The following is a 21,048-nucleotide window of genomic DNA, read 5'->3' as shown; positions in this document are numbered from 1 at the left end:
GGATGGGCTCGCTGTCCCGGGCTGGAATCGACGCGCCCCCTCGGGGCTTCACGGGGTTTCGATGCTGGCTCCAGTCGTCTTCCTCTTCTTCTTGCTGATGTCGTTGAGCGCCGTGGCCGCCGGCCGCACGGCGTCCGGCCTCGTGCCGGTGAAGCGGACGCCGACGATGGACGGCATCGCGCTGCCGCTCGTGTCCTTCAGCTCGGACCAGGGCTTCGGCTACGGCGCTGTCGGCGGCATGTACCTCTATGGCGACGGCAGCAAGACGCCGTACGCGCATGCCCTGTCCGCGCAGGTGTTCTTCAGCTCGCGCGGCGCCATGAATCATTACCTCCGTTACGACGGGCCGCAGTTGCTGGGGCCCCTGCGGCTGGAGGGACGGCTGGAGTACCGCCAGGAGAAGAGCAGCCCCTTCTTCGGCGCGGGCAACCTGTCCGCCCCGGACTTCCGGGGGGACGTGGACGACCAGCGCTACAACTACGACAAGGGCTCGCCGGGCCTCTGGGTGCGGCTGCGCGGGCGGCCCTTCGGGGACAAGCACCCGTTCCAGTCGTACGTGGGCTACGGCTGGCGCTACACGCGCGTGTCACCCTACGAGACGTCCATCCTGGCGCAGGAGCGGCCCATCGGCATCGAGGGCGGGCCCAGCGGGCAGCTCCTCGCGGGGGCGCTCTGGGACACGCGTGACGACGAGTCCGACCCCACGTCCGGCGGCGTGGAGGAGGTGGCGCTGCGCGTGTCGGGCCTGGCCACCTTCAGTCGCTACCAGTACGCGGGCGTGACGCTGAGCGAGCGCCGCTACATCCGCATCACCCCGCGGCTCATCTTCGCGCAGCGGCTCACGCTGGACATGCTCTTCGGGGAGGTGCCGTTCTTCGAGTGGATGACCACGGGCGGCGTCAACGTGTCCGAGGGCATTGGCGGCATGAGCAGCGTGCGCGGCATCGAGCGCAACCGCTTCGCCGGCAACGTGAAGGCGTTCAGCAACTCCGAGCTGCGCTTCCAGGCGGCGCGGATGTCCTTCTTCGGGCAGCCGCTGGCGCTGGGCGCGGTGGTGTTCCTGGACCTGGGCCGCGTGTGGCATCCGGGCGTGACGGACGGCAAGTGGCATGAGTGGCACCCGGGCATCGGCGGCGGCCTGCGCTTCTCGCGCCGCGCGGCCGTGGTGCGCATGGACTACGCGCGCTCCACCGAGACGGGCCGTCAGCGCTTCTACATCACGTTCGGTCACATGTTCTAACGGCGGGCCCGGGCGCGCGCCGCGCGGAATTTCACGTGAGCGCGTCCACCCAGCCGCGAAGCCGCGCATCCACCTGCGCCTCGCCGCGCACGCCCTGTTCGACATCGAGCGTCAGCGTGAGGAAGCCGCGCGACTCCAGGCCTTCGCGCAGCGCTTCGCGCGCCTGGGCGTCCGGGGCGAAGAGGATGCAGCCGTCACCGCCGCCCGCGCCGGAGAGCTTGCCCGCGCAGTGGTAGGACGCGGCGATGGCCAGCACGCGGCGCATGCCCTCGGTCTCCAGCGGGCCCAGCTCCAGGAGCAGCGCGTGCTGGGCCTTCACGGCCTCGGCGAAGGCGCGGAAGTCGCCGCCGCCCAGGCCGTCTTCAATGGCGTGGCCCAGCGCGTCCGAGCGCTCCACGAAGGCCTTGCGCCCGGCCTCCGCGAGGCGGGCCTCCACCTGGCCTATGAGGAGCTTGGTGGACGCGCTCTCGCCGGTGAAGGCGTAGAGCATGGACACGCGCGGCACGGGCATGCGCCACAGGTCCACCGGCGGGGACTCCGCGAGCGCGGCGTTGAAGCGGCCGGTGTTGGCGGCGTCCGCGAGCGCGGTGACGTCATAGCGCCGGTAGCGCACGGCGCCGCCGGCGAAGCTCGTGGCCACGTCGCCGCCGCTGCCCTTGCCGCCCTGCCCCAGCGTGTGCGCGGTGAGGGCGAGCTTGAGGACGTCGAACTTCTCCTCCAGCACGAAGCGCGCGGCCTCCGCGGCGAGCACCGTGGCGGAAGCGCTGCCGCCGATGCCCAGCTTGTGGCCCCCGGGGCCGAGCGCGCCTGGAGCCACGGCCACGTCGAAGCCCACGCTCGCGCGGCCATGCGCGCGCAGGGCTTCATCCAGCGTGCGGGCGACGAAGGAGAAACCCGCGGGCACGTCGCGGTCCCACTTCACGCCCCGGGGCGTGGTGAGCCCCTGGAGCGTCCCCTCCTCCAGGCAGATGTGCACGCGCGAGTCCGGGCGCCTGCGCACGTACGCGGCCGTGCGCGGGCCCACGGCCACGAGGCGCGACACACCGCCCCACAGCACGGCGTACTCGCCGGAGATGAACAGCTTGCCCGGGGCGGAGAGCGCTCGGTCCATCCGTGTGTCACCTCGTGCAGACACGACGGCCCGGTGCCTGCGTTGAAAGCCTTCCGACAGGGGATTCGCTGGAGCCTCAGGCCGGCTCCAGCGTCATGCGCCGTTCGTCAGAACAGGTGCTCGGTGAGCAGCGTCGCGTCACCGCCGGGCACGCAGCGCACCACGTCCACGGCGCCGCAGGCGCGGGCCAGGGCCTCCGCCGCGACCTCGTGGGCCGCGTCCGTCAGCAGCACCGGGTTCGGCCCCGCGTCGAGCGTGAACCACACCGGCACGCCCTTCTTGCGCTGCTCGCGCAGGTGCTGGATGAGCCCCAGCGTCGCCGAGTTCAGGTAGCAGAGCGGCGGATCCGCCGCGAGCGAGGTGGAGTGCATGCGCCACGCGTTGCGCTCGCACAGCTCGCCCAGCCCCTCCAGGTCCTTCTTCGCGATGAGCTCCCGGGCGCGGGGCACCTCGGACTCCGCGTCCTTCACCCACGCCGGATAGTAGGGGCTCGTCTCCACCGTGTTCTTCATCCCGTCCCGCGACTTCACCTCCTTCTCGCCGCGGTCGAGGATGGCCACCACCATGCGCAGGTCCGCCCAGTGCCCCGCGTCGAAGCGCTGCACGGCGTAGCTGTCCTCGCCGTCCGCGCGCTCACCGCGCATCCACTCGCAGAAGCCGCCCTGCACGCTGCGGCACGCGGAGCCGCTGCCCCGGCGCGCCAGGATGCTGGACGCCCGCGTGTCCTGGGGCAGCCCCGCCGCCGCGCGCCCCGCCACCGCCAGCGCCGCGAAGCCCGCCGCGCTGCTCGCAAGGCCCGCCGCCATGGGGAAGTCCCCGCGCGACACCACCTTCGCGGGCCCCAGGTCGCGCCCCGCCTGCACGCGCACCGCGTCCAGGAGGCGCAGCACGCGGTCGCGCTCGCTGCCCTTGGCCACGTGGCCGTGCAGCTCCACCGTGTCCGACGGCGCGCCGAACTCCACCGTCGTCGTCACGTGGATGGGGGCCAGCGTCAGCGACAGGCTGGACTGGTGCGGGAGGATGAGCGCCTCGTCGCGCTTTCCCCAGTACTTCACGAGCGCGATGTTGGGATGCGCCCGGACCGTTGCCTTCATGGAATGTCTCCCTGGAGCCGTGGCCCCGCGAGCTGGCTCGCGAAGCAGCGCACGCCGTCGCGCGTCAGCCGCGCGACCACGGGCTCCGGTTCGGGGAAGAGGCCGATGACCGCGCCACCGTCACCTCCCGCCCCGGTGAATTTGGCCCCCAGCGCGCCCAGCGAGCGCAGCCGGAACACCATGTCCTCCAGCGCTGGCGACGACAGCCCCAGCGCGTTCAGGAGGCCCTGGTTGACGTTCATCGCGTCCCCCAGCCCCTCCAGGTCGCCCGTCTCCACCGACTTCGCCGCCTCGGTGACGAGCCTGCCCACCTGACCGAAGAGCCGCTGATAGCGCTGGGGCCACCGCGCCTGCCGCTCGCGCAGCGCCCCCACCGTCAGCTTCGTGGGACTGCGCGCCCCCGCCAGCGCCACCACCACCGACACCGGCCGAGGGCTCTTCAATGCGCGCGCGCGGCCCGTGACGCCCGCCGGCGACTGCACCCGCCGGTAGAGGATGAGCTGCTCCTCCGCGCTCGTGGTGTGGTCCACGCCGGACGGCGTGCCGTGGAACTCCTGCTCCATCTCCCACGCCAGCCGCGCCGTCGCCTTCGCCGTGGGCGCCTGCCCCGCGGCCTGGAGCAGCACGCGCGACGTGGCCACCGCCAGCGCCGCGGAGCTGCCCAGCCCCGCGGACAGGGGCAGTTGCGGCTCCAGGGTCACCTTCACCTTCGGCTCGCCTACCAGCTTCGCCGCCCGCGCGAAGGCCTTGCGCATCATCCGCTTCTGCGCCGCGTCCGCCGTCACCGGCACGTCCAGCACGCACGAGCGCGAAGGCCCGCCGCGCGCCACCACGCCGATGCTCAGGGGGCCGGCGATGGCCGGGTAGCCGTACACCACGCTGTGCTCGCCCAGCAGGATGACCTTGCCGGCACCGAAGGCGACCAGGGGATTCATTGCGGAAGTCATGGCACCAGGCACACGCGAAGGGGGCGGCGCCTTCTTTCCGCGCACCGCCCTGCCCCGTCAAGCGCTCCCGCGAGGAGAGCGCCGGGGGCGGACGTCAGCCGTTGGTGAGGGTGGCGACCGCGGGCGTCTCCGGGGGCAGGTTCGCGAGGATCTCCCGCGCCTTCTCCACCTTCACGTGCCCGGCCTTCACCAGCAGGTTGGCCACCTTCTCCACGTCCCCGCCGCGCGCGCCCGCCGTGACGGCGACGCTGCGCGCGTGCATGGCCATGTGGCCCTTCTGGATGCCCACGGAGCCCAGGGCGCGGAGCGCCGCGAAGTTCTGCGCCAGGCCCACCGACGCGAACACCATGGACAGCTCGCGCACACTGGTGGCGCGCATCAGCTTGAGCGCCACCTGCGCGCCCGGGTGGATCTTGATGGGGCCGCCCACCATGCCCAGCGCCAGCGGCAGCTCGATGCGGCCCACCAGGTGGCCCTCCTCCAGGTACCAGGTGGACAGCGGGCGGTACTGCCCCTTGCGGCACGCGAACGCGTGCGCCCCCGCCTCGATGGAGCGCCAGTCCTGCCCCGTGGCGATGGCCACCGCGTCGATGCCGTTCATCACGCCCTTGTTGTGCGTGGCGGCGCGGTACGGGTCCGCCTCCGCGAAGCGGCTCGCCTGCGCGATGCCCTCGGCGATGACCTCGCCCGGCAGGCCGAAGTCCGCCAGCAGCGGCAGCGGGATGCGGCACGTGGAGCGCGCGAGCCGCTTGTCCGCCAGGTTCGACAGGATGCGCAGGTACACCCGGCCGCCCGTCAACTGCTCGATCAGCGGCGCCACGCCCTCCGCCATGGTGTTGATGAGGTTCGCCCCCATGGCCTCCTGCGCGTCGATGAGCAGGTGGACGATGAGCAGCGGCTCGCCGCGCGGCCCCTCCGGCGCGGGCAGCAGGCGCACCTCCACGTCCCGGGCGCCGCCGCCGCGGGCCACCATGGCCGGGTGGAAGCTGTTGGCCAGGGCGAGGATCTGCTCCTTCGCGTCGAGGATCCTGTCGGACGCGCGGCCGGGGTCGCCGTAGTTGGAGACCTGCACCTGGCCGATCATCATCGACTCGTCGGCCTCCGCGGTGAAGCCGCCCGCCTCGCGGACGATCTTCGACGCGAAGGACACCGCCGCCACGACGGAGGGCTCCTCCACGGCCATGGGCACCAGGTAGTCGCGCCCGTTGACGGTGAGGTTGAGGCCCAGGCCCAGCGGCAGGGAGAAGGTGCCCACCGCGTTTTCGATCATCTGGTTGGCGATGGACAGGTCCAGGCCGTTCTCGCCGCGCAGTTGCTCCAGCTCCGCCTCGGTCAGGCGGAACATCTGGCCGATGCGCGCCAGGCGCTCTTCCAGGGGCAGCTTGTGGAATCCGGCGAGCCGGGACGTCACGGTGTCAGACATGTTCTTCCTTCCCAACCTGGGATCCACCCTGCATCACAACGCCGCCAGCCAATCCTTCAACGCGCCGGTCACCACGCGCGGCCGCTGCCGCAACTGCGCGACGGTGCGGCTGCCCGTCAGCACCAGCGCCTGACGCAGGCCCGTGAGGATGATCTTCAGCGCCTCCTCCGCGGCCGGCAGCCCGCCCTGCTGCTGGGCCCGGAACAGCGGCAGCGCCATGCCCGCCAGGTCCGCGCCCAGCGCGAGCACCTTCGCGGACTCCAGCCCGCCGCGCACGCCGCCGCTGGCGACCAGCCGCACCTCCGGCCCCACCGCCTTGCGCACGCTGGCGATGGCCGCCGCGGTGGGGATGCCCCAGCCGCTGAACTCCTCGCCCACCTGGACCTGCGAGCCCACCGCGCGAAGCTGCTCCACGCGCACCCAGGACGTGCCGCCCAGGCCGGAGACGTCCAGGTTGCGCACGCCCAGCTCCACCAGGCGCCGCGCCACGTCCGGACCGATGCCGCACCCGGTCTCCTTCACCAGCAGCCGGTCGCCCATCGCGCGCGCCAGCTCCTCCACCACGCGGTAGCCGCCGCGGAAGTCGCGGTCGCCTTCCGGCTGCGTCAGCTCCTGGCCCGCGTTGAGGTGCAGCGCCATGCCGTCCGCGCCGATGGCGTCCATCAACCGCCGCACGCCGTCCACGCCCAGGCCAATGGCCTGGTACAGCCCGATGTTGCCCAGGAGCGCCACCGTGGGCGCCACGTCGCGCACCGCGTAGGACGCCGCGCGCGCGCCGTCCTCCGCCATGGCGCGCTGGCTGCCCACGCCGAAGGCCAGGCCGTGCCGCTCCGCGAGCAGCGCCAGGTCCCGGTTCACCACGCCCGCCCGGTCCGTGCCGCCCGTCATCCCGGTGACGAGCAGCGGCGCCTTCAGGCGCTTGCCCAGGAACGGCGTGGACAGGTCCACGTCCTCCACCGCCATCTCCGGCATGGCGCAGTGGATGAGGTGCACGTCCTCCAACAGCGTGGAGTTGCGCGCGGGCTCCACGTCTCCGGTCGCGCACAAATCGAGGTGGGCATCCTTCCGCCTGGCTGTCGTCTCGTCGCCCATGTCGCTGAAAGCCACCCGTGCTGTCGCTGCAAAAAACCTGTAAGCCTGGAAGGTCATTGGGTTCCTAGCAAGCGCCAGGGCCGGGGTGCAAGCCAAAGGGCCCCAGCGGTCCCCCTCCGGGCGTGAATGGACGCAGTGGCTTCTGGACGGTATGAGCGACCGCGTGAGCGCGCCGGACAACAGGGTCGTCGTCTTCCTGCACAGTGGTGAATACGACCGGGTGCACCAGGGCCTGTCCATCGCGGCGGCGGCGACCGCGGCCGGACGGCGGGCGGAGGTGTACCTGTTCTGGTGGGCCCTGGAACGCTTCCTGTTGGACAGGCTGGACGAACCGGACTTCGCCGGACGCGAGGACGTGGCGGACCGCTTCGAGGCGCGCGGCATGCCCACCGTGCGTGCGCTCCTCGAGCACGTGCGCGAGTCCGGGCTGGGCCTGGTGGCGGGCTGCACGGGCTCGCTCGGTGCCCTGGGGAGCGAGTCGAAGGCGGGCGGCAGTGGCATTGACGTCTGGCTCGGTTGGAGCGCCATCCTCCAGCGTACGGCGGGCGTGGCGGATCGTTTCTATCTTTAAGGCCGGCACTACCTTTGGGACGGGCGCCGGCCGGGGCCATGGGCCTCCGGGGTAGCCTGGCCCCGTTACGTTGACGCCCCCCTGCTCCTGCTTACGTTTCGTGTGGCCCCCTTGACGGGGCGAAAGGCACGGAACGAGGACCATGGCGCAGCGTGACCCCCACATGACAACCCGAGGACCGGCCGCACCGGCGCTCAAGGGCGGCGGGTGGCACCGGCTGGGCAATGCATTGAAGACGACCGTACTGCTGGCGGGCTTGACGGCCCTGGTGCTCGTCATCGGCCAGCGGCTGGGCGGCGCGCAGGGGCTGATGATGGCGGGCCTCTTCGCGGTGGTGATGAACTTCGGCTCGTACTGGTTCAGCGACCGCATCGCGCTGGCCATCCACGGCGCGCAGCCGCTGTCCTACGAGCAGGCCCCGTGGCTGCATGAGATGGTGGAGCGGCTGGCCGCGCGCGCGGGCATGCCGAAGCCGAAGGTCTACCTGCTGCCCACCGCGCAGCCGAACGCGTTCGCCACGGGCCGCAACCCGAGCCACGCGGCCGTCGCGGTGACGGCGGGCATCATGGACATCCTGGACCGGCGCGAGCTGGAGGGCGTGCTGGCGCACGAGATTGGCCACGTGCGCAACCGGGACACGCTCATCGGCACGGTGGCGGCGACGCTCGCGGGCATCATCAGCTACGCGGCGCAGATGCTCTTCTGGTTCGGCGGCAGCATGCTCAGCCGCAGCGACGACGACGAGGGCGGCGGCCTGGCCGGGGCGCTGTCCAACCTGGGCCTGCTGCTGGTGGCGCCCATCGCGGCCACGCTGCTGCAACTGGCGGTGAGCCGCTCGCGCGAGTACGGCGCGGACGCCACGGGCGCGGAGCTGTGCGGCGACCCGGATGCGCTGGCGAGCGCGCTGTTGAAGATGGAGCGCGGCGCGGAGCTCATGCCGTATGACCGGGCCCCCGCGACGTCGCACCTGTTCATCGTCAACCCGCTGCACCACGGCGGGGTGATGTCGCTGTTCTCCACGCACCCGCCCATCCCGGAGCGCGTGCGCCGGCTGCGCGAGATGAGCGCGCGGATGGGCCAGGGCGCTCGCGGCCGTGGCGGCTGGGAGTACGCGTACTAGCGGGACGCGGCCGGCGGAGCATCCGGCGGGGGCCCGAAGGCCTCCTCCGGGTGCTCCAGCATCTCGCGCAGCGTGCTGGCGATGACGCCCGCGTGGTAGCCGTCGAGGAAGCGGTGGTCGAAGGACGCGTTGATGTTCATCACGTGGCCGGGCACCACCCTGCCCTCCTCCACCACCGCCACCTCGCGCACCGCGCCGGGCGCGAGGAAGACAGGCACGCGGGTGAAGGGCGCCAGCGGCAGGTACGCCGTCTCCAGCCCCAGCGCGCCCACGTCCACCACCACCGCGGACCCGAACGGATCCCGGGGCAGGCCCAGCCAGGACGGGTCCACGTTCAGCGTGTACGTGAGGAACGACACGAGCCCGGTGAAGCGGTTCAGGAACAGGTGCGGCACGCGCTCGAGGAGGCGGCGGCCCTGCTCCACCTGCGCGTCCCTGCCTTCGCGCACGCGCGCCGCGGTGGACTCCACCTCCAGCGCCAGCGCGTGCACGGACTTCGCGTCCACGTCCTCGATGCGCACGGGCGTGAGGCCGCGTTGATCCGCGCCGGGGAGCACCGCGCACACGGTGATCCGCTGGCGCAGGTAGATGCGCTGGTAGCGCAGCAGCGCGTTGGCGTCCGGGCAGCGGCGCAGCGCTTCGCCCACGGCCTTGATGACCAGATGGGTCGCGGTGAGCCGCACGCCGGTGCGCTGATGGAAGGCGTCCAGCCAGGCGAGCGCCGCGTCCATGCGCACCGTCAGCGTGCCGTAGACCGTCGGATCATACGCGGTCGCCCAACTCCCGATGGCGAGCTTGCGGAAGCTCGACACGTCCCGCTTCGGCTTCAGCTCCAGGTGCGCCATGGGCGTGAGCGTGCCCCAGGACGGCGCCGGGAGGGGAGCCGGAATGCGGGGGGACGCCACGGCCCGGCCAGCACCGTGGGTGGGGCCCGCCGGGTTGCCTGCCAGTGAAGCCTTGACGCGCCATGTCCGGGCGGTAGGCTGCCCCGCTTTTTGCATCTTTCTGTGGAGGTCGTTCCCTTGCTGGTTGCACTCATCCTCGTATCGGTCGGGTTCGCCGTGACGCTCGGCCTGCTGCTCTTCGGAGACAAGAGCGGCGCTGGAGCCAACGCGGGCCGCCCCTCGCTCTCCTCTTCCTCCTCCGCGCCGTCGTTCCGGGGCGAGCTGGAGTCCGAGAGCAAGGCGCGCGCGAAGGCGGAATCGGAGGTCCAGCGCAAGCAGAAGGAGCTGGACGAGCAGCGCGCGCAGCTCCAGGAGGTCAAGGAGCAGCTCAAGCAGACCAAGCGCAAGCTCTTCGAGCAGAAGGAAGGCGAGAAGGGGTCGAACGACCTGGCCAAGGCCCGCGCCGAGGTGGAGCGCAACGCGAGCATCCAACTGGAGCAGACCCGCGCGGAGCTGGCGCAGGCCCTGACGGAGAACGCCCGGCTGCGCGCGGAGACCGAGTCGCGCAATGGCCCCCGCCGCCGTGAGGTCCCGGCCGCCGCCGTCCCCACGCAGACGCCCGTGGCCGCCGCGGCCCCCGCGGAGCAGATCGCCGCGCCCGCGAGCGAGCCCGTGGTGAGCGCGGCGGTGGCCGTGACGCCCGCGGCCCCGGCGGAGCCCGTGCGCCGCTACCGCGAGCTGAACGACGCGGACCGCGAGAAGATGAACCGCCTGGAGCAGGCGGCGAACAAGGACCGCGCGCGCGCCGCGGAGCTGGAGAAGGAAGTGCGCCGGCTCAAGGGCCGCGCCGACACGCAGGCGCGCATCCTGTCCGTGACGAAGTCCGAGGCCGACCTGGGCAAGGACAAGTACAAGGCGCTGGAGAAGCGCCTCAACCGCACGCTCCTGGAGCGCGACCTGCTTCGCCGGGCCATCAAGGACCTGGAGAAGAAGACGGGCATGCTCGCGGACCGCACGGAGCTGACGCCGGACGAGGTCGCCGCCAGCGACCAGCGCAGCGACGAGCAGGCCCGCGCCCGCGCCGAGGCGGAGGCCCGCGCCGCCGCCGCGGCCACGCCCACGGAGGCCCCGGCCGCCCCCGAGCCGGCGTCCACCGAGGGCGAGACGAAGCCTTCCGAGGCCCCGCCGTCCAACGCCTGAGCCGCACCCCGGCGTGAAGCAAGCAGGCCCCGCGGTCCCCTCACCGGGACGCGGGGCCTTCGTGTTTCCGGAGGGCCTGCCGTCGTCAGTCGCGCGGCGGCGGCATCACCACCAGGGCTTCGGTGTTGGCGCGGATCTCCCCGGTGCTGTCGTCCACGCCGCCCACCACCAGCACGGAGCCGTCCGGCAGCGCGGAGCACGTGTGCCACACGCGCGGCTGCGGCATCAGCGGCAGGCCCAGCACGGTGGGCTGCGCGCCCGCGTGCGGGGTGATCAGCTCCGCCCACGGCACCGCGTACGTCGTGCCGAAACCGGTGCCCCGCCCGCCCAGCGCCACGACGCGGCCGTCCGTCAGCGTCACCGCGCACAGGTTGCCCCGGGGCATCAGCGCGGGGCCGTCACGCACGGAGTTCACACCGTCCAGGAACTCGGAGGCGCCGACAGGCCGCGCGCCCTGCTCCGGCTCCGCGCCGTCGAAGCCGCCCATGACCAGGAGCGCTGGAGACTCGTCGGCGCGGCCCAGCATCGCCACGGCGGCCCCCTGCCTGCCGATGCGCAGCGCCGTCCCTGCCGGGAGAGCCCCGAGGGAGCCGTTCTGGAACCTGAAGGCCGGCACGTCGGTCTCGGCCTTCTTCAGGGGATCCACGCCCCCCACGACCTGGATGTCCATCCCGTCCGGCCTCACCGCCAGCGCGACGTCCGTGCGGTGGAGCGGCGTGCCGGAGGACACGAACAGCCCCGTGACCGCGTCGAAGCCTTCCAGCTCGCTCACCGTGCCGCCGTCCGCCGCGCGTCCGCTCACCAGCGCCACGTGACCTTCCGCGTCCACCGCCGCCGCATGCTGGTAGCGCGCCACCTTGGGCGTGAGTTCACTCACCCCGCCTGTCGCCACGTCCACGAGGCGCGCCGTGGGCTGCAATGACACGGGGGCGAAGGACTCCGCGCCGCCCGCCACGAACACGCGGCCATCCGGCAGCAGCGACGCCGTGTGGAAGGCCCTCGCGCCCACCTCCGGCCCGGCGCTGAACGTGCCGTCCGCCGGGTTGAACACCTCCGAGGTCCGGGACACGGGCCGCGTGCCATCCGGCTGGGGCCGGTAGCCACCGGCGAGCCACACCCGCCCATCCGGCAGCGTCGTGGCCGTGTGCGCCGCGCGCGCTTCGGCCGGCAACGCGCAGGTCCTCGGGTCCGCCGCCAGGTTCACCGGCACGAACTCCCCCAGCCTCCGCAGGAAGACGCGCACCCTGGGCGCCTGCCCCTCCGCCACGTCGAACGGCGCGGTGCGCCCCAGCGACACCAACCGTCCTCCCTGGTCCGGCGCCCCCGCGTAGGCCCGCACCTCCAGCACCCGCGCGCTCCCTGGCGGCAGGGCCGGCACGTCCTCGGGGGCCCACTGCACCGTCGACACGCGCTCGCGGGGCCCGTCGAGTCCCGGGCCCGTCACGCGGAAGCGCAGGTGCGTCACCCCGGCCAGGGGCTGGGTGCCCGCGCAGGAGGCGGTGAGCAGGTCCAGGGAGGGGCGGACCTCCTTCACCCCGCACGCGGGGGTGAGGGACACCAGGGCGGCGGCGAGGAGCGTGGAGCGGACGAAGCGCGGTGCCATGCGGTGGACGCTACCAGCCCCCTCCCCGGAGGGGTGGAGTCCAGACGGCCGGAAGCAGGCGGCGCGGTGGGGATTGCGCTGTAATGCGCCCGCTCCAGGACGTATGTCCTGTGCCCTCCTCCATGAAGCTCTCGCTCGCCACCCGCATCTTCCTGGGCTACGCGCTGGTGCTGCTGACGTTCGGGGCGGTGTCGCTCTTCAGCGTGGCGGAGCTGCACCGCAACCGGCTGGAGATCCGGCTCGTCAGCCAGGGCTACCTCCAGTTGTCCCAGGACGCCGCCGCGCTGGAGACGTTCCAGACGAGCCAGGAGAAGGACACCGAGCGGGTGCTGGAGCAGAACAGCGTGGAGACGCGCCGCGCGCTCATCCGGCTGGCGAGCCTGTACTACGCGCCCCAGATGGCCCAGCGCCTGGAGGCCGCCCGCGCCAAGGCCCGCGAGGTGCTCACCTTCGCCCCGGAGGGAGAGGTCCGCTTCGTGATGGAGCTGGACTCGCGCTTCGCGGAGCTGGCGCGCAACTCCCAGGCCTACGGCCACGCGGTGGAGGCCGTGTTCGCCGCGCTCGCGTCCGAGTCCCCCGAGAGCCAGGAGGTGGCGCGCGCCACCGCCGAGCTGCGCCAGTTGGAGAGCGCCATCGGCCGTGAGCTGCGCGTGCTGCGCGCGACGCTGACCAACCGCATCCGCGAGCGCGTGGACGGCGCGGAGGAGCGCGAGCGCAGGACGGGCCTCACCATCATCGCGCTGTCCATCATGGCCATTGGCGTGGGCGTGGGCGTCACCGCCTGGTCCGCCCGCACGCTGCGCCCGGTGCGCACGCTGATTGAAGGCGTGTCCCGCATCGGCCGGGGCGACTACTCCGCCCAACTGGGCGTGCGCGGCGAGGACGAGGTCGCGCTGCTCGCGCGCGAGTTCGACCAGATGGCCCGCTCGCTCCAGGCGCGCGAGGCGCAGCTCAAGTCGCAGGCGGAGGCGCTGATGCGCGCGGAGCAGTTGGCCGCGGTCGGCCGCATCTCCGCCCAAATCGTGCACGAGGTGCGCAACCCCCTGTCCTCCATCGGCCTCAACGTGGAGCTGCTCCAGGACGCGGTGGACAGCGCCAGGTTCGACTCCCAGGACACCGCCACGGAGGCGCGCGAGCTGCTCTCCGCCGTCACCCATGAGGTGGACCGCCTCACCGACGTCACCGAGCAGTACCTGCGCATGGCCCGCCCCGCCCGGCCGGACCTGGAGCCGGAGGACATCACCGCGGTGCTGGACGGCGTGCTCGACTTCACCCGCGAGGAGCTGGTGCGCGCGGGCGTGGAGGTGGTGCGCGACTTCGCGCCCGACACGCCCCGCGTGCTCGCGGACCAGGGCCAGTTGCGGCAGGTGTTCCTCAACCTGCTTCGCAACAGCCGCGAGGCCATGCCCACGGGGGGCCAGCTCACCGTGGCCACCGCCCCGCACGAGGGCGACGTGGAGGTCACCGTGCGAGACACCGGCAACGGCATGACCGAGGAGGTCCGCCGCCACCTCTTCGAGCCCTTCTTCACCACCAAGGAGGGCGGCACGGGCCTGGGGCTCGCGGTGAGCCAACAGATCCTCCAGGCCCACGGGGGCTCGCTCTCCTGCCAGAGTATTCCCGGCCAGGGGACGACCTTCGTGTTAAGGCTTCCTCGCGCATGAGCTTTACACCGTACCGGGACGTGCTGCCCTCGGGGCTGCGCGTCGTCACCGTCGAAACGCCCCACCTGCACACCGCCCTCCTGGCCGTGTACGTGAGGACCGGCAGCCGCCACGAAACGGCGGAGAACAACGGCGTCAGCCACTTCCTGGAGCACCTCTTCTTCCGGGGAAGCGAGGCCTGGCCGGACACGGTGAAGATGAACGCGGCCGTGGAGGAGGTGGGCGGCAACCTCAACGGCGCCACCACCCGCGACCACGGCTACTACTACACCCCGCTGCACCCGTCGCACCTGCGCGTGGGCCTGGACGTCATCGGCGACATGCTCACCCGCCCCCGCCTCACCGACATGGAGGTGGAGCGGCAGATCATCCTGGAGGAGATGCTCGACGAGGTGGACGACAAGGGGCGCGACATCGACCTGGACAACCTGTCCAAGCGCCTGCTGTTCCCCGGCCACCCGCTGTCCCTCAAAATCGCCGGCACCCGCGAGTCCGTGAAGGCGCTCACCCACGCCCAGGTGCTGGAGCACTTCGCCCGGCACTACGTGGCCGGCAACCTGGTGGTGTCCGCCGCGGGCAGCGTGAAGCACTCGGAGGTGCTGGCCCTGGCCGAGCGCGCCTTCGCGCACCTGCCCAAGGGCAGCGCCACCACGGAGAGCGCGCCGCCGCCCCTGGGCCCCGGGCCGCACTTCCACTTCGTCTCCCACGACGAGTCGCAGACGGAGTTCAAGCTCACCTTCCGCGCCGTGCCGGAGCAGCACGAGGACTTCCCCGCGCTGCAGATCCTCCGGCGCCTGCTGGACGACGGCCTGTCGTCGCGGCTGCCGTTCGAGATCGTGGAGAAGCGCGGCCTCGCGTACTCGGTGCAGGCGGGGCTGGACACGTACCACGACCTCAGCCTCTTCGAGATTGAGGCGGCCAGCGCGCCGGAGAAGGCGTCGCTCGTGGTGGCGGAGGCGCTGCGCTGCCTCGCGGAGCTCTGTGACAAGGACGCGAGCGAGGAGGAGCTGAACCGCGCCAAGCGCCGCCACCGGATGCTGCTGGAGTTCTCCCAGGACTCGCCGGGGGAGCTGGCCGGGTGGTTCGGCGGCGTGGAGCTGTTCCGCCGGCCGGAGACGTTCGGCCACCGCGCGGATCAGGTGGACCGCCAGACGGCCGCGCGGGTGCGCGAGGTGGCCCGGCGCTACTTCACCCGCGAGAACCTGCTCGTGGTGGCGGTGGGCCAGCGCAAGGGGCACAAGGCGCTGGAGAAGGTCGTCCTGGACGCGGAGGGGCTGCCCTCCTCCGCCGCGCCCGCCGTCAGCGCCGCCCGCGGATGATGATGGGCCCCGAGGGGGCCTTCTTCTTCTTGGGCGTCGCCTTGTCGATGGCCTTCTGGATGCGCAGGTACTCGGGGTTCTGCGGCTCGCGCTTCAGGGCCTCGTCGATGAGCTTCCTGCCGCGCGGCAGTTGGGTCTCGAACTGGGCGTAGAGGTTCGCGAGCGCGGCCTTCTCCTCCACGGACGCCTCGTTCAGGCCCGCCAGCCGCTCCAGCACCTCCTGCGCCTCCGGCTTGCGGCCGGCCTTCAGGTGCAGCCGCCACATGCGTGACAGCGCGGGCGGGAACGCGGGCTCCGCCTTGAGGGCGAAGCGGTAGCTGTCCTCCGCCCCGCGCGCGTCGCTCTGCTCCTCCAGCACGCGGCCGCGCACGTACAGGGCGCGGGCGAAGCGCGGGCGCAGGTGCAGCGCGCGGTCCACCAGTTGCTGGGCCTCCGACGCGCGGCCCTGGGCGCAGACGATCTCCGCCAGCCACGCGGTGGCCTCCGCGTTCTCCGCGTCGTCCTCCAGCAGCTTGCGGAGCGCGCCTTCGGCTTCGGCCGGGCGCCCGAGCGCCATGAGCACGCGGGCCTTCATCGCCACCACGTCCGTGGTGTCCGCGTCCTCGGGCGGCACGGACTGGAGGTCCGCCTCCGCCATGTCGTAGACGCCGCTCATCAGGAAGTAGCGCGCGCGGAGCAGCCGCGCGGGCGTGAAGCTGGGGGTGCCCTGGAGCACGCGGTCCATCAGGTTGGCCGCGAGCAGCTCCTCGCCCTTCATGAGCAGGATTTCAGCCTCCACCGTCTTCGTCGGGGCGTCGTCCGGGTTCTCCCGGAGGATGCGCTCCAGCGTGGTGAAGGCCTCGTCCGGGTGGCCCTGCCGCGCCTGGAGGCGGGCCAGCGACAGGATGTCCTCGTTGGACAGCTTGCCCTCGTCCCGCAGCGAGACGAGCGTGGAGATGGCCTGGGGGATCTGCCCCTCCCCCATGTACAGGTCGGAGAGCTGCTTCTGGATGACGGGATCCGTGCCCGGAATGAGGCCCTCCGCCTGCTTCAGCGTGAGGATGGCCGCGCCCGGGTTGCCGGCGCCCTGGTGGGCCCTGGCCAACAGGAGGAGCGGCTCCACGCTCTCTGGCGCGGCGTTGGCGGCCTTGCGCAGCTCGGAGATGGCGCGGGCGTACTGGCCCTGCGAGAGCGCCTCGCGGCCCTGGGACAGGGAGTTCTGGACCTGGACGGCCTGTTTCTGCGCGGCCGCCGTCTCCGGGTCCTTGCAGGCAAGCGGCAGGAGCAGGACGAGCGTCCAGGGACGGGGGAAAAATCGAGGGGGCATCGCTGAGGGACAGGGTAGCGGATGTTATCCTTCTCCGTCGATGGACCCTTTCGTGCGCCGCCTCGTGGAGAGGCTTCATGATCCCAGCCGGCCGCTGTCGCGGAACCGGCATTTCCACACGTTCGACACCCCCGAGGGTCGAATGGCGCTGAAGGTGTTCCGCCGTCTGCGCAGCCTCCAGCAGGACATCCTGGCCTGTCACAAGGAGGGCCGGCGCGCGCGCATCTCCCGCCAGGTCAACCCGGACGGAGACCACCGCATCGAGCTGTGGATGGAGCGCGTCGCGGGCCGCCGCGTGTCCATGCTCCAGCCCGCGGAGTACGAGCTGCTCGCCCGGCTGCCGGGCGTCCGGGACGCGCTGGAGATCCTGGACGAGGCCGCCTGAGGCTTCCGCGCGATTAGAAGATCCAGGGCCCCAGGCCCGTGGGCGCCCCGTCGCAGGCCGCCCTGAGCCGCGCCTGGGCGTCCTCGTAGGAGAGCCGGGCCGCGTCCGCCTGGAGCGACGCGGAGGCCCAGTCCCGCCACGAGCGCAGCACCGCGACGTGGCGGCCGTCGTCATCCTGCGCCTCGGAGAAGTGGACCAGCAGCCGCTCCTCCAGCGTTTCGCGCGCCTTGGTCCACGGGCCTTCCTTGTCCAGTTGGACGCGCTTGTCCCGCTCCACGGTGGAGAGCAGCGCGCGTGCGTCCGGGGACAGGCCCTGGAGTGACGGGCGGCGGCGAGAGGGCTCCATGGCGACGCGGTACACGGCGGGCCAGAGCGTGGGGTCCACGAAGGCGACCTTGCCCTCCACCAGCCGCACCGCGAGCACGTCCTTCGACGCGCGCAACATGCGCCCCAGCCGGTACGCGAGGCGCCCCTTCGCGTGGTCGCGCCAGCTACCAGTGGGCCTGCCGCCCATGACCTGTTCGACGAGGGACGTGGGCCCGTGGGTGGGCACCTCGGTGATGACGTGGCGCGTGCGCACCAGCTCCTCCGCGTCCCTCAGCGTCTTGATCATCCGTGTTCCCCTCCTGGGGGGAAAACATTCCGCGCGAGGGACGGATTCCGGCGCCTGCCTCCCTGGATGCGTCAGGGAGACGGCGTCACGGACGCGCGCTGCACCTGCGTGACGCCGGGCAGCGTGGGCGCGGGGTTGAGCGCCTGGACCAGCATGGCGCGCAGGGCCTCCGTGAGGTCCTCACCGGGAGCGATGACGCCCGCGGGCGCGCCCTGCAGCGGCGCCGGGACCTCCGTGCCCACCACCACGATGGGGATGCGGACCTCCCAGGCCAGGTAGTGCGCCAGCCGCACCGCCGGCTCGGAGTTGTCCATCAACAGCGCGCCAATCGCCCCCGCGCTGAACGGACGCCACAGCGGGCGCGCGGCCTCCGCGGGCGGCAGCACGCAGAAGTCCACGTTCAGCACGTCACTCAGCTCCAGGCGCCCCAGCGTCCCGAAGCCGCTCTTCACCGCGGTGGGGTCCGCGGACATCGCCTCCAGCCCCGGGACCCGCGCCAGGATGCGGCGCGCCGCGGACGAGCCGCTGCCGCAGACGAAGACCTTCGCCGTCGCCACCTTCGCCAGCGTGCGGGTGCGGAGCAGGCGCCCACGCAGCGCGTGCACCTCCGCCGCGCCGATGAGGTCACCCCCGCCCAGGTTCTGGCCTTCGCTCTCCGTGGGGCGCGCCACGCCCTTCTGGAGCAGCGTGGACAGCACGCCCAGCACCTCCATGTCCGTGGCGGGCGCCAGGTCCAACACCTCGCCCAGCGCGCGCGGCTGGCGCAAGAGCTCCATCACCTGCGCCGTCACCGGGTGCTGCTCCTCGGACAGGTCCACCTCCGGCGCCAGCATCAGCCGCGTGTGGCGCGGCGGCAGGCCCGGCAGCAGGCGGTTCACCTCGTCCGACTGGCGCATGCCCTCCAGCAGCGCGTCGTCCATGGCGCGGTTGATGCGCGGACGCGCGGCGCTGGTGCCGGGCGTGAAGGTGAAGTTGCCCTCGGTCCACGCCAACAGCCGGAACAGCGCCTTCTCCCCTTCCACCCTCCCGAGCCGCGCGTTCACCGTGCGCCCGTCCGAGACGGTGATCTCCCCGCGCTCCGAACCGCGCTCCAGCGCCAGGCGCCCGTTGCGCTTGTTCATGCCCAGAATCTGCATGAGGTCCGGGATGCTGAGCTGGCTGAGCGAACCTTCGATCTCCTGCTGCTCGCTCTTGAGGTCCTTGGCCGCTTCGTTGCGGCGGAAGATGTGCTCGATGCGGCTGAGCACCTCGTCCAGGTTGAAGGGCTTGCGCAGCGTGCCGTCCCGCATGCCCCGCGCCCGGTCCGAGTCCAGGCTGGACGTGGTGAGCACCACCGGGATGTCTTCCGTGCGCGGGTTGGTGCGCAGGATTTGAACGAACGTGCGCGCGTCCAGCAGGCGGCACGCCTCGTCGAAGAGGGTCAGGTCCGGGTGCCGGAGCACCGCGACCTCCAGCGCCCGCGAGCCATCCGGCGCGTAGTGCACCTGATAGCCCTTCGTGCGCAGCGCCCGCGACAGGGCGCGCACCGAGTCGAGGTCGGGGTCGGCGATGAGGATCTTCCGCACCTGGGCCAAGGTCGCTTGCTCCGCTTCGTGACGTCAGTAGGGCTGCAGGTCGTATTCGGCCTGCAGCTTGGAGATGAGCCCGTCCACCACCGCGGTGTCCGAGGTGTGGAAACCCCACGTCGCGCCCCGTCCGCGCCGTTGGATGAGCGCATACGACGCGCTCTCCGACAGCCAGAGGATGAACTCGTGGCGCGCCACCCGCTCGTCCCCTTCCAGGAACACCGGCGTGAGCGCGGCGTGCGACTCCAAATCCACGCGGCGGCCCAACAGGTAGATGCGGGACGACAGGTCCGGCGGCGCCTGCTCCAGGCCCACCGCCAGCGGCAGGTCCGCGCGGATCTCCGGGCCGCCCACGTAGAGCAACCCGCGCGAGCCCGGGTCGCGCACCAGCTCCCGGGCGATCTCCACCTGGAGCTCGTCGAAGAGCACGTCCGCGACCTTCCCCCTGCGGCTGGGCTCCGCGCGGTCGTCCGTGGGCAGGCGGGGGCTGTTGGGCGTGCCCAGGAGCAGGTCCACCTCGTCCCAGAACGGCAGCCCGTCCAGCATCAGCCGGCGCTGGAGCGACGCGCGGCGCTCGTCCATGCGGCGGCGGCAGCGGTGCACCAGCTCGTCGAAGTCCTCGCCGTCCTTGGGGAACGTGCTGGCCCCGCCCACGAGCGCGAGCGGCAGGCGCTGCTCCACGTCCTGCACCTCCGGCTCGTCACGCACGGCGGCGACGGCGCGGCGCACGAACATCATGGCGCCGAAGAAGTCCGTCTCCGGCAGCAGGAGGTAGAACTCCTGGTCGCTCGCCTTCGCGATGACGTCCGAGTCGCGGATGATTTTACTGAGCGCCTTGATGATGCCGCGCACCGCCTTCTTCGCGTCCTGCGCGCCCAGCCGCACGCGCACCAGCGGAAGGTTGTCGATGCTGAAGGTGAGGAGCGAGAACGTGCGCCCGTACCTGCGCGCCTTGTAGATCTCCTTGGACGCGTAGTCGGTGAAGTAGCTGAGGTTGTACGCGGCGGTGTCGCGGTCGCGCAGGCCCAGGCGCTGGAGCGCCATCAGCTTGCGGCCGTTCTTCACGCCCACCGCGGCGAAGTCCGCCAGCACCTTCGCGTCGCGCGTGTGCTCCAGCCGGAAGTCGCCGGTGAGCGGATCCGAAAGCTGCGCCAGGCCCATCACCTCCCCGGCGGCCACCAGCGGCACGTACAGCACCGGCGAGCGCTCATCGCGCGCGAGCCACGGGGCGGCTTCGCGCAGGCGCAGGGACAGCGGCCCCTCCGGGCTCATCTTCTCCGGCAGGAACTGCTTGTCGAGCAGGCCCCGGTAGGAGCGCAGCGCCAGGTCTCCCCGGTCGTCCACCACCCACAGCGCGGCGCTCTGCGCGTCACACACCGCGCCCAGGTCCGCGATGACGCGCTCCTGGAGCCACTCCAGGTCCGGGTGGGAGAGCAGCTCCAGGCAGCGCTGCTGGAGGTTGTGGAAGCGGGCGAACTCCAGGTTCTCGTCCTGGAGCCGGGCGCGCTCGTGGCGCAGTTGGGCGCGCTCCATGGCGCGGTCCACCGCGAGCAGCAGGTCCGACTCCTCCACCGGCTTGACCAGGCAGTCCGCCACGCCCAGGCGCAGCGCGACCTCCGAGCCCTGCACGTCGTCGCGCGTGCTGACGAGGATGACCTCCTGCTCGGGGTCGCGTTCGCGCAGGCGCGCGGTGAGCGCGAAGCCGTCCACGCCGGGCATCACCACGTCGGTGAGCACCAGGTCGAACGTCGCCCGGGCCACCTCTTCCAGGGCCAGGGTGGCGTTCTCCACCGCCACCACGCGGTGCCCCCGGCGCGACAGCAGGTCCGTGGCGAGTTGTCGGAAGAACAGGTCGTCGTCGACGACGAGGATGGGACCGGCCACGGCGCTCGGGGGGCGAAGGGAGGAAAA

At 72.2% G+C, this 21,048-nt stretch carries 18 protein-coding genes; 7 read left to right on the top strand and 11 right to left on the bottom strand.

Annotation, left to right across the window (positions count from 1 at the left end; translation table 11 throughout):
- The first annotated feature begins 61 nt into the window (after positions 1-61).
- Positions 62-1,240: a BamA/TamA family outer membrane protein gene (locus K8612_RS17300; RefSeq protein WP_223763074.1), complete on the top strand. Its 1,179-nt coding sequence runs from the start codon at positions 62-64 to the stop codon at positions 1,238-1,240.
- 31 nt (positions 1,241-1,271) lie between these two features.
- Here K8612_RS17300 and K8612_RS17295 read toward each other — a convergent pair whose 3' ends face one another.
- From K8612_RS17295 to fni, 5 genes are all read right to left on the bottom strand, one after another.
- Positions 1,272-2,351 carry a mevalonate kinase gene (locus K8612_RS17295; RefSeq protein ID WP_223741822.1) on the bottom strand — a complete coding sequence of 360 codons (1,080 nt, stop codon included), beginning with the start codon at positions 2,349-2,351 and terminating at the stop codon, positions 1,272-1,274.
- 107 nt (positions 2,352-2,458) lie between these two features.
- The gene (gene mvaD, locus K8612_RS17290; RefSeq protein ID WP_223763073.1) at positions 2,459-3,445 is read right to left on the bottom strand and encodes a diphosphomevalonate decarboxylase; all 987 of its coding nucleotides are present in this window, start codon (positions 3,443-3,445) and stop codon (positions 2,459-2,461) included.
- Positions 3,442-4,380, bottom strand: a complete 939-nt coding sequence (gene mvk / locus K8612_RS17285; protein WP_223763072.1) for a mevalonate kinase — start codon at positions 4,378-4,380, stop codon at positions 3,442-3,444. The genes mvaD and mvk overlap by 4 nt, the downstream gene beginning before the upstream one ends.
- Before the next feature lie 106 nt (positions 4,381-4,486).
- On the bottom strand, positions 4,487-5,815 hold the full coding sequence (locus K8612_RS17280) for a hydroxymethylglutaryl-CoA reductase, degradative (RefSeq protein ID WP_223741825.1): 1,329 nt from the start codon (positions 5,813-5,815) through the stop codon (positions 4,487-4,489).
- A 33-nt stretch (positions 5,816-5,848) separates the two neighbouring features.
- Complete coding sequence (fni, locus tag K8612_RS17275; protein WP_223741826.1) at positions 5,849-6,907, bottom strand: type 2 isopentenyl-diphosphate Delta-isomerase; 1,059 nt, start codon at positions 6,905-6,907, stop codon at positions 5,849-5,851.
- A 151-nt stretch (positions 6,908-7,058) separates the two neighbouring features.
- On the opposite strand from fni, the gene K8612_RS17270 reads away from it, so the two are divergent.
- Both K8612_RS17270 and K8612_RS17265 read left to right on the top strand, forming a co-directional pair.
- Entirely contained in the window at positions 7,059-7,478 is a 420-nt protein-coding gene (locus K8612_RS17270; protein ID WP_223741827.1) for a hypothetical protein, read from the top strand.
- Between the two features lie 163 nt (positions 7,479-7,641).
- Positions 7,642-8,598 (top strand): zinc metalloprotease HtpX, encoded by a 957-nt coding sequence (locus K8612_RS17265; RefSeq protein WP_223763071.1) that lies wholly within the window; start codon positions 7,642-7,644, stop codon positions 8,596-8,598.
- Here the strand turns inward: K8612_RS17265 and K8612_RS17260 are convergent.
- Positions 8,595-9,503 carry a 2-oxo acid dehydrogenase subunit E2 gene (locus K8612_RS17260; protein ID WP_373692113.1) on the bottom strand — a complete coding sequence of 303 codons (909 nt, stop codon included), beginning with the start codon at positions 9,501-9,503 and terminating at the stop codon, positions 8,595-8,597. The two genes, K8612_RS17265 and K8612_RS17260, sit on opposite strands and share 4 nt — an antisense overlap.
- 117 nt (positions 9,504-9,620) lie before the next feature.
- Between K8612_RS17260 and K8612_RS17255 the strand changes: the two genes are divergently transcribed.
- The gene (locus tag K8612_RS17255; protein ID WP_223763070.1) at positions 9,621-10,682 is read left to right on the top strand and encodes a cell envelope biogenesis protein TolA; all 1,062 of its coding nucleotides are present in this window, start codon (positions 9,621-9,623) and stop codon (positions 10,680-10,682) included.
- A gap of 85 nt (positions 10,683-10,767) precedes the next feature.
- On the opposite strand, the gene K8612_RS17250 is transcribed toward K8612_RS17255, so the two are convergent.
- Positions 10,768-12,285, bottom strand: a complete 1,518-nt coding sequence (locus K8612_RS17250; protein WP_223763069.1) for a kelch repeat-containing protein — start codon at positions 12,283-12,285, stop codon at positions 10,768-10,770.
- A gap of 122 nt (positions 12,286-12,407) precedes the next feature.
- Here K8612_RS17250 and K8612_RS17245 point away from each other — a divergent pair, with 122 nt between their 5' ends.
- Positions 12,408-13,949 (top strand): HAMP domain-containing sensor histidine kinase, encoded by a 1,542-nt coding sequence (locus K8612_RS17245; protein ID WP_223763068.1) that lies wholly within the window; start codon positions 12,408-12,410, stop codon positions 13,947-13,949.
- A complete protein-coding gene (locus tag K8612_RS17240; RefSeq protein WP_223763067.1) occupies positions 13,946-15,268 on the top strand; it encodes a pitrilysin family protein in 1,323 nt (440 codons plus the stop codon). Before K8612_RS17245 ends, K8612_RS17240 begins: the two co-directional genes overlap by 4 nt.
- Here the strand turns inward: K8612_RS17240 and K8612_RS17235 are convergent.
- Positions 15,249-16,574 (bottom strand): tetratricopeptide repeat protein, encoded by a 1,326-nt coding sequence (locus K8612_RS17235; protein ID WP_223763066.1) that lies wholly within the window; start codon positions 16,572-16,574, stop codon positions 15,249-15,251. The two genes, K8612_RS17240 and K8612_RS17235, sit on opposite strands and share 20 nt — an antisense overlap.
- A 142-nt stretch (positions 16,575-16,716) precedes the next feature.
- On the opposite strand from K8612_RS17235, the gene K8612_RS17230 reads away from it, so the two are divergent.
- Positions 16,717-16,959, top strand: a complete 243-nt coding sequence (locus K8612_RS17230) for a hypothetical protein (protein WP_223741836.1) — start codon at positions 16,717-16,719, stop codon at positions 16,957-16,959.
- Between the two features lie 13 nt (positions 16,960-16,972).
- Here the strand turns inward: K8612_RS17230 and K8612_RS17225 are convergent, their stop codons facing one another.
- The 3 genes from K8612_RS17225 to K8612_RS17215 form a co-directional block, all read right to left on the bottom strand.
- Complete coding sequence (locus K8612_RS17225) at positions 16,973-17,572, bottom strand: RNA methyltransferase (protein WP_223763065.1); 600 nt, start codon at positions 17,570-17,572, stop codon at positions 16,973-16,975.
- Positions 17,573-17,643: 71 nt separating this feature from the next.
- Positions 17,644-19,146, bottom strand: coding sequence for a DUF4388 domain-containing protein (locus K8612_RS17220; protein ID WP_223741838.1), 1,503 nt, complete (start codon positions 19,144-19,146; stop codon positions 17,644-17,646).
- Positions 19,147-19,170: 24 nt separating this feature from the next.
- Positions 19,171-21,021 (bottom strand): response regulator, encoded by a 1,851-nt coding sequence (locus K8612_RS17215; protein ID WP_223741839.1) that lies wholly within the window; start codon positions 21,019-21,021, stop codon positions 19,171-19,173.
- Positions 21,022-21,048: the final 27 nt, after the last annotated feature.

Source organism: Corallococcus sp. AS-1-6 (assembly GCF_020037015.1).
Classification (GTDB): Bacteria; Myxococcota; Myxococcia; order Myxococcales; family Myxococcaceae; genus Corallococcus.
Note: the sequence above shows the minus strand (reverse complement) of the source record. Positions and strands in the feature narration are given on the sequence as shown.

Excerpts from the sequence above, each read along its gene's own strand:
- K8612_RS17300 (WP_223763074.1), top strand. The coding sequence starts at position 62 with ATGCTGGCTCCAGTCGTCTTCCTCTTCTTCTTGCTGATGTCGTTGAGC.
- K8612_RS17235 (WP_223763066.1), bottom strand. The coding sequence starts at position 16,574 with ATGCCCCCTCGATTTTTCCCCCGTCCCTGGACGCTCGTCCTGCTCCTG.
- K8612_RS17280 (WP_223741825.1), bottom strand. The coding sequence starts at position 5,815 with ATGTCTGACACCGTGACGTCCCGGCTCGCCGGATTCCACAAGCTGCCC.
- K8612_RS17230 (WP_223741836.1), top strand. The coding sequence starts at position 16,717 with ATGGCGCTGAAGGTGTTCCGCCGTCTGCGCAGCCTCCAGCAGGACATC.
- K8612_RS17245 (WP_223763068.1), top strand. The coding sequence starts at position 12,408 with ATGAAGCTCTCGCTCGCCACCCGCATCTTCCTGGGCTACGCGCTGGTG.
- K8612_RS17250 (WP_223763069.1), bottom strand. The coding sequence starts at position 12,285 with ATGGCACCGCGCTTCGTCCGCTCCACGCTCCTCGCCGCCGCCCTGGTG.
- mvaD (WP_223763073.1), bottom strand. The coding sequence starts at position 3,445 with ATGAAGGCAACGGTCCGGGCGCATCCCAACATCGCGCTCGTGAAGTAC.
- K8612_RS17295 (WP_223741822.1), bottom strand. The coding sequence starts at position 2,351 with ATGGACCGAGCGCTCTCCGCCCCGGGCAAGCTGTTCATCTCCGGCGAG.
- fni (WP_223741826.1), bottom strand. The coding sequence starts at position 6,907 with ATGGGCGACGAGACGACAGCCAGGCGGAAGGATGCCCACCTCGATTTG.
- K8612_RS17270 (WP_223741827.1), top strand. The coding sequence starts at position 7,059 with ATGAGCGACCGCGTGAGCGCGCCGGACAACAGGGTCGTCGTCTTCCTG.
- K8612_RS17240 (WP_223763067.1), top strand. The coding sequence starts at position 13,946 with ATGAGCTTTACACCGTACCGGGACGTGCTGCCCTCGGGGCTGCGCGTC.
- mvk (WP_223763072.1), bottom strand. The coding sequence starts at position 4,380 with ATGAATCCCCTGGTCGCCTTCGGTGCCGGCAAGGTCATCCTGCTGGGC.
- K8612_RS17265 (WP_223763071.1), top strand. The coding sequence starts at position 7,642 with ATGACAACCCGAGGACCGGCCGCACCGGCGCTCAAGGGCGGCGGGTGG.
- K8612_RS17225 (WP_223763065.1), bottom strand. The coding sequence starts at position 17,572 with ATGATCAAGACGCTGAGGGACGCGGAGGAGCTGGTGCGCACGCGCCAC.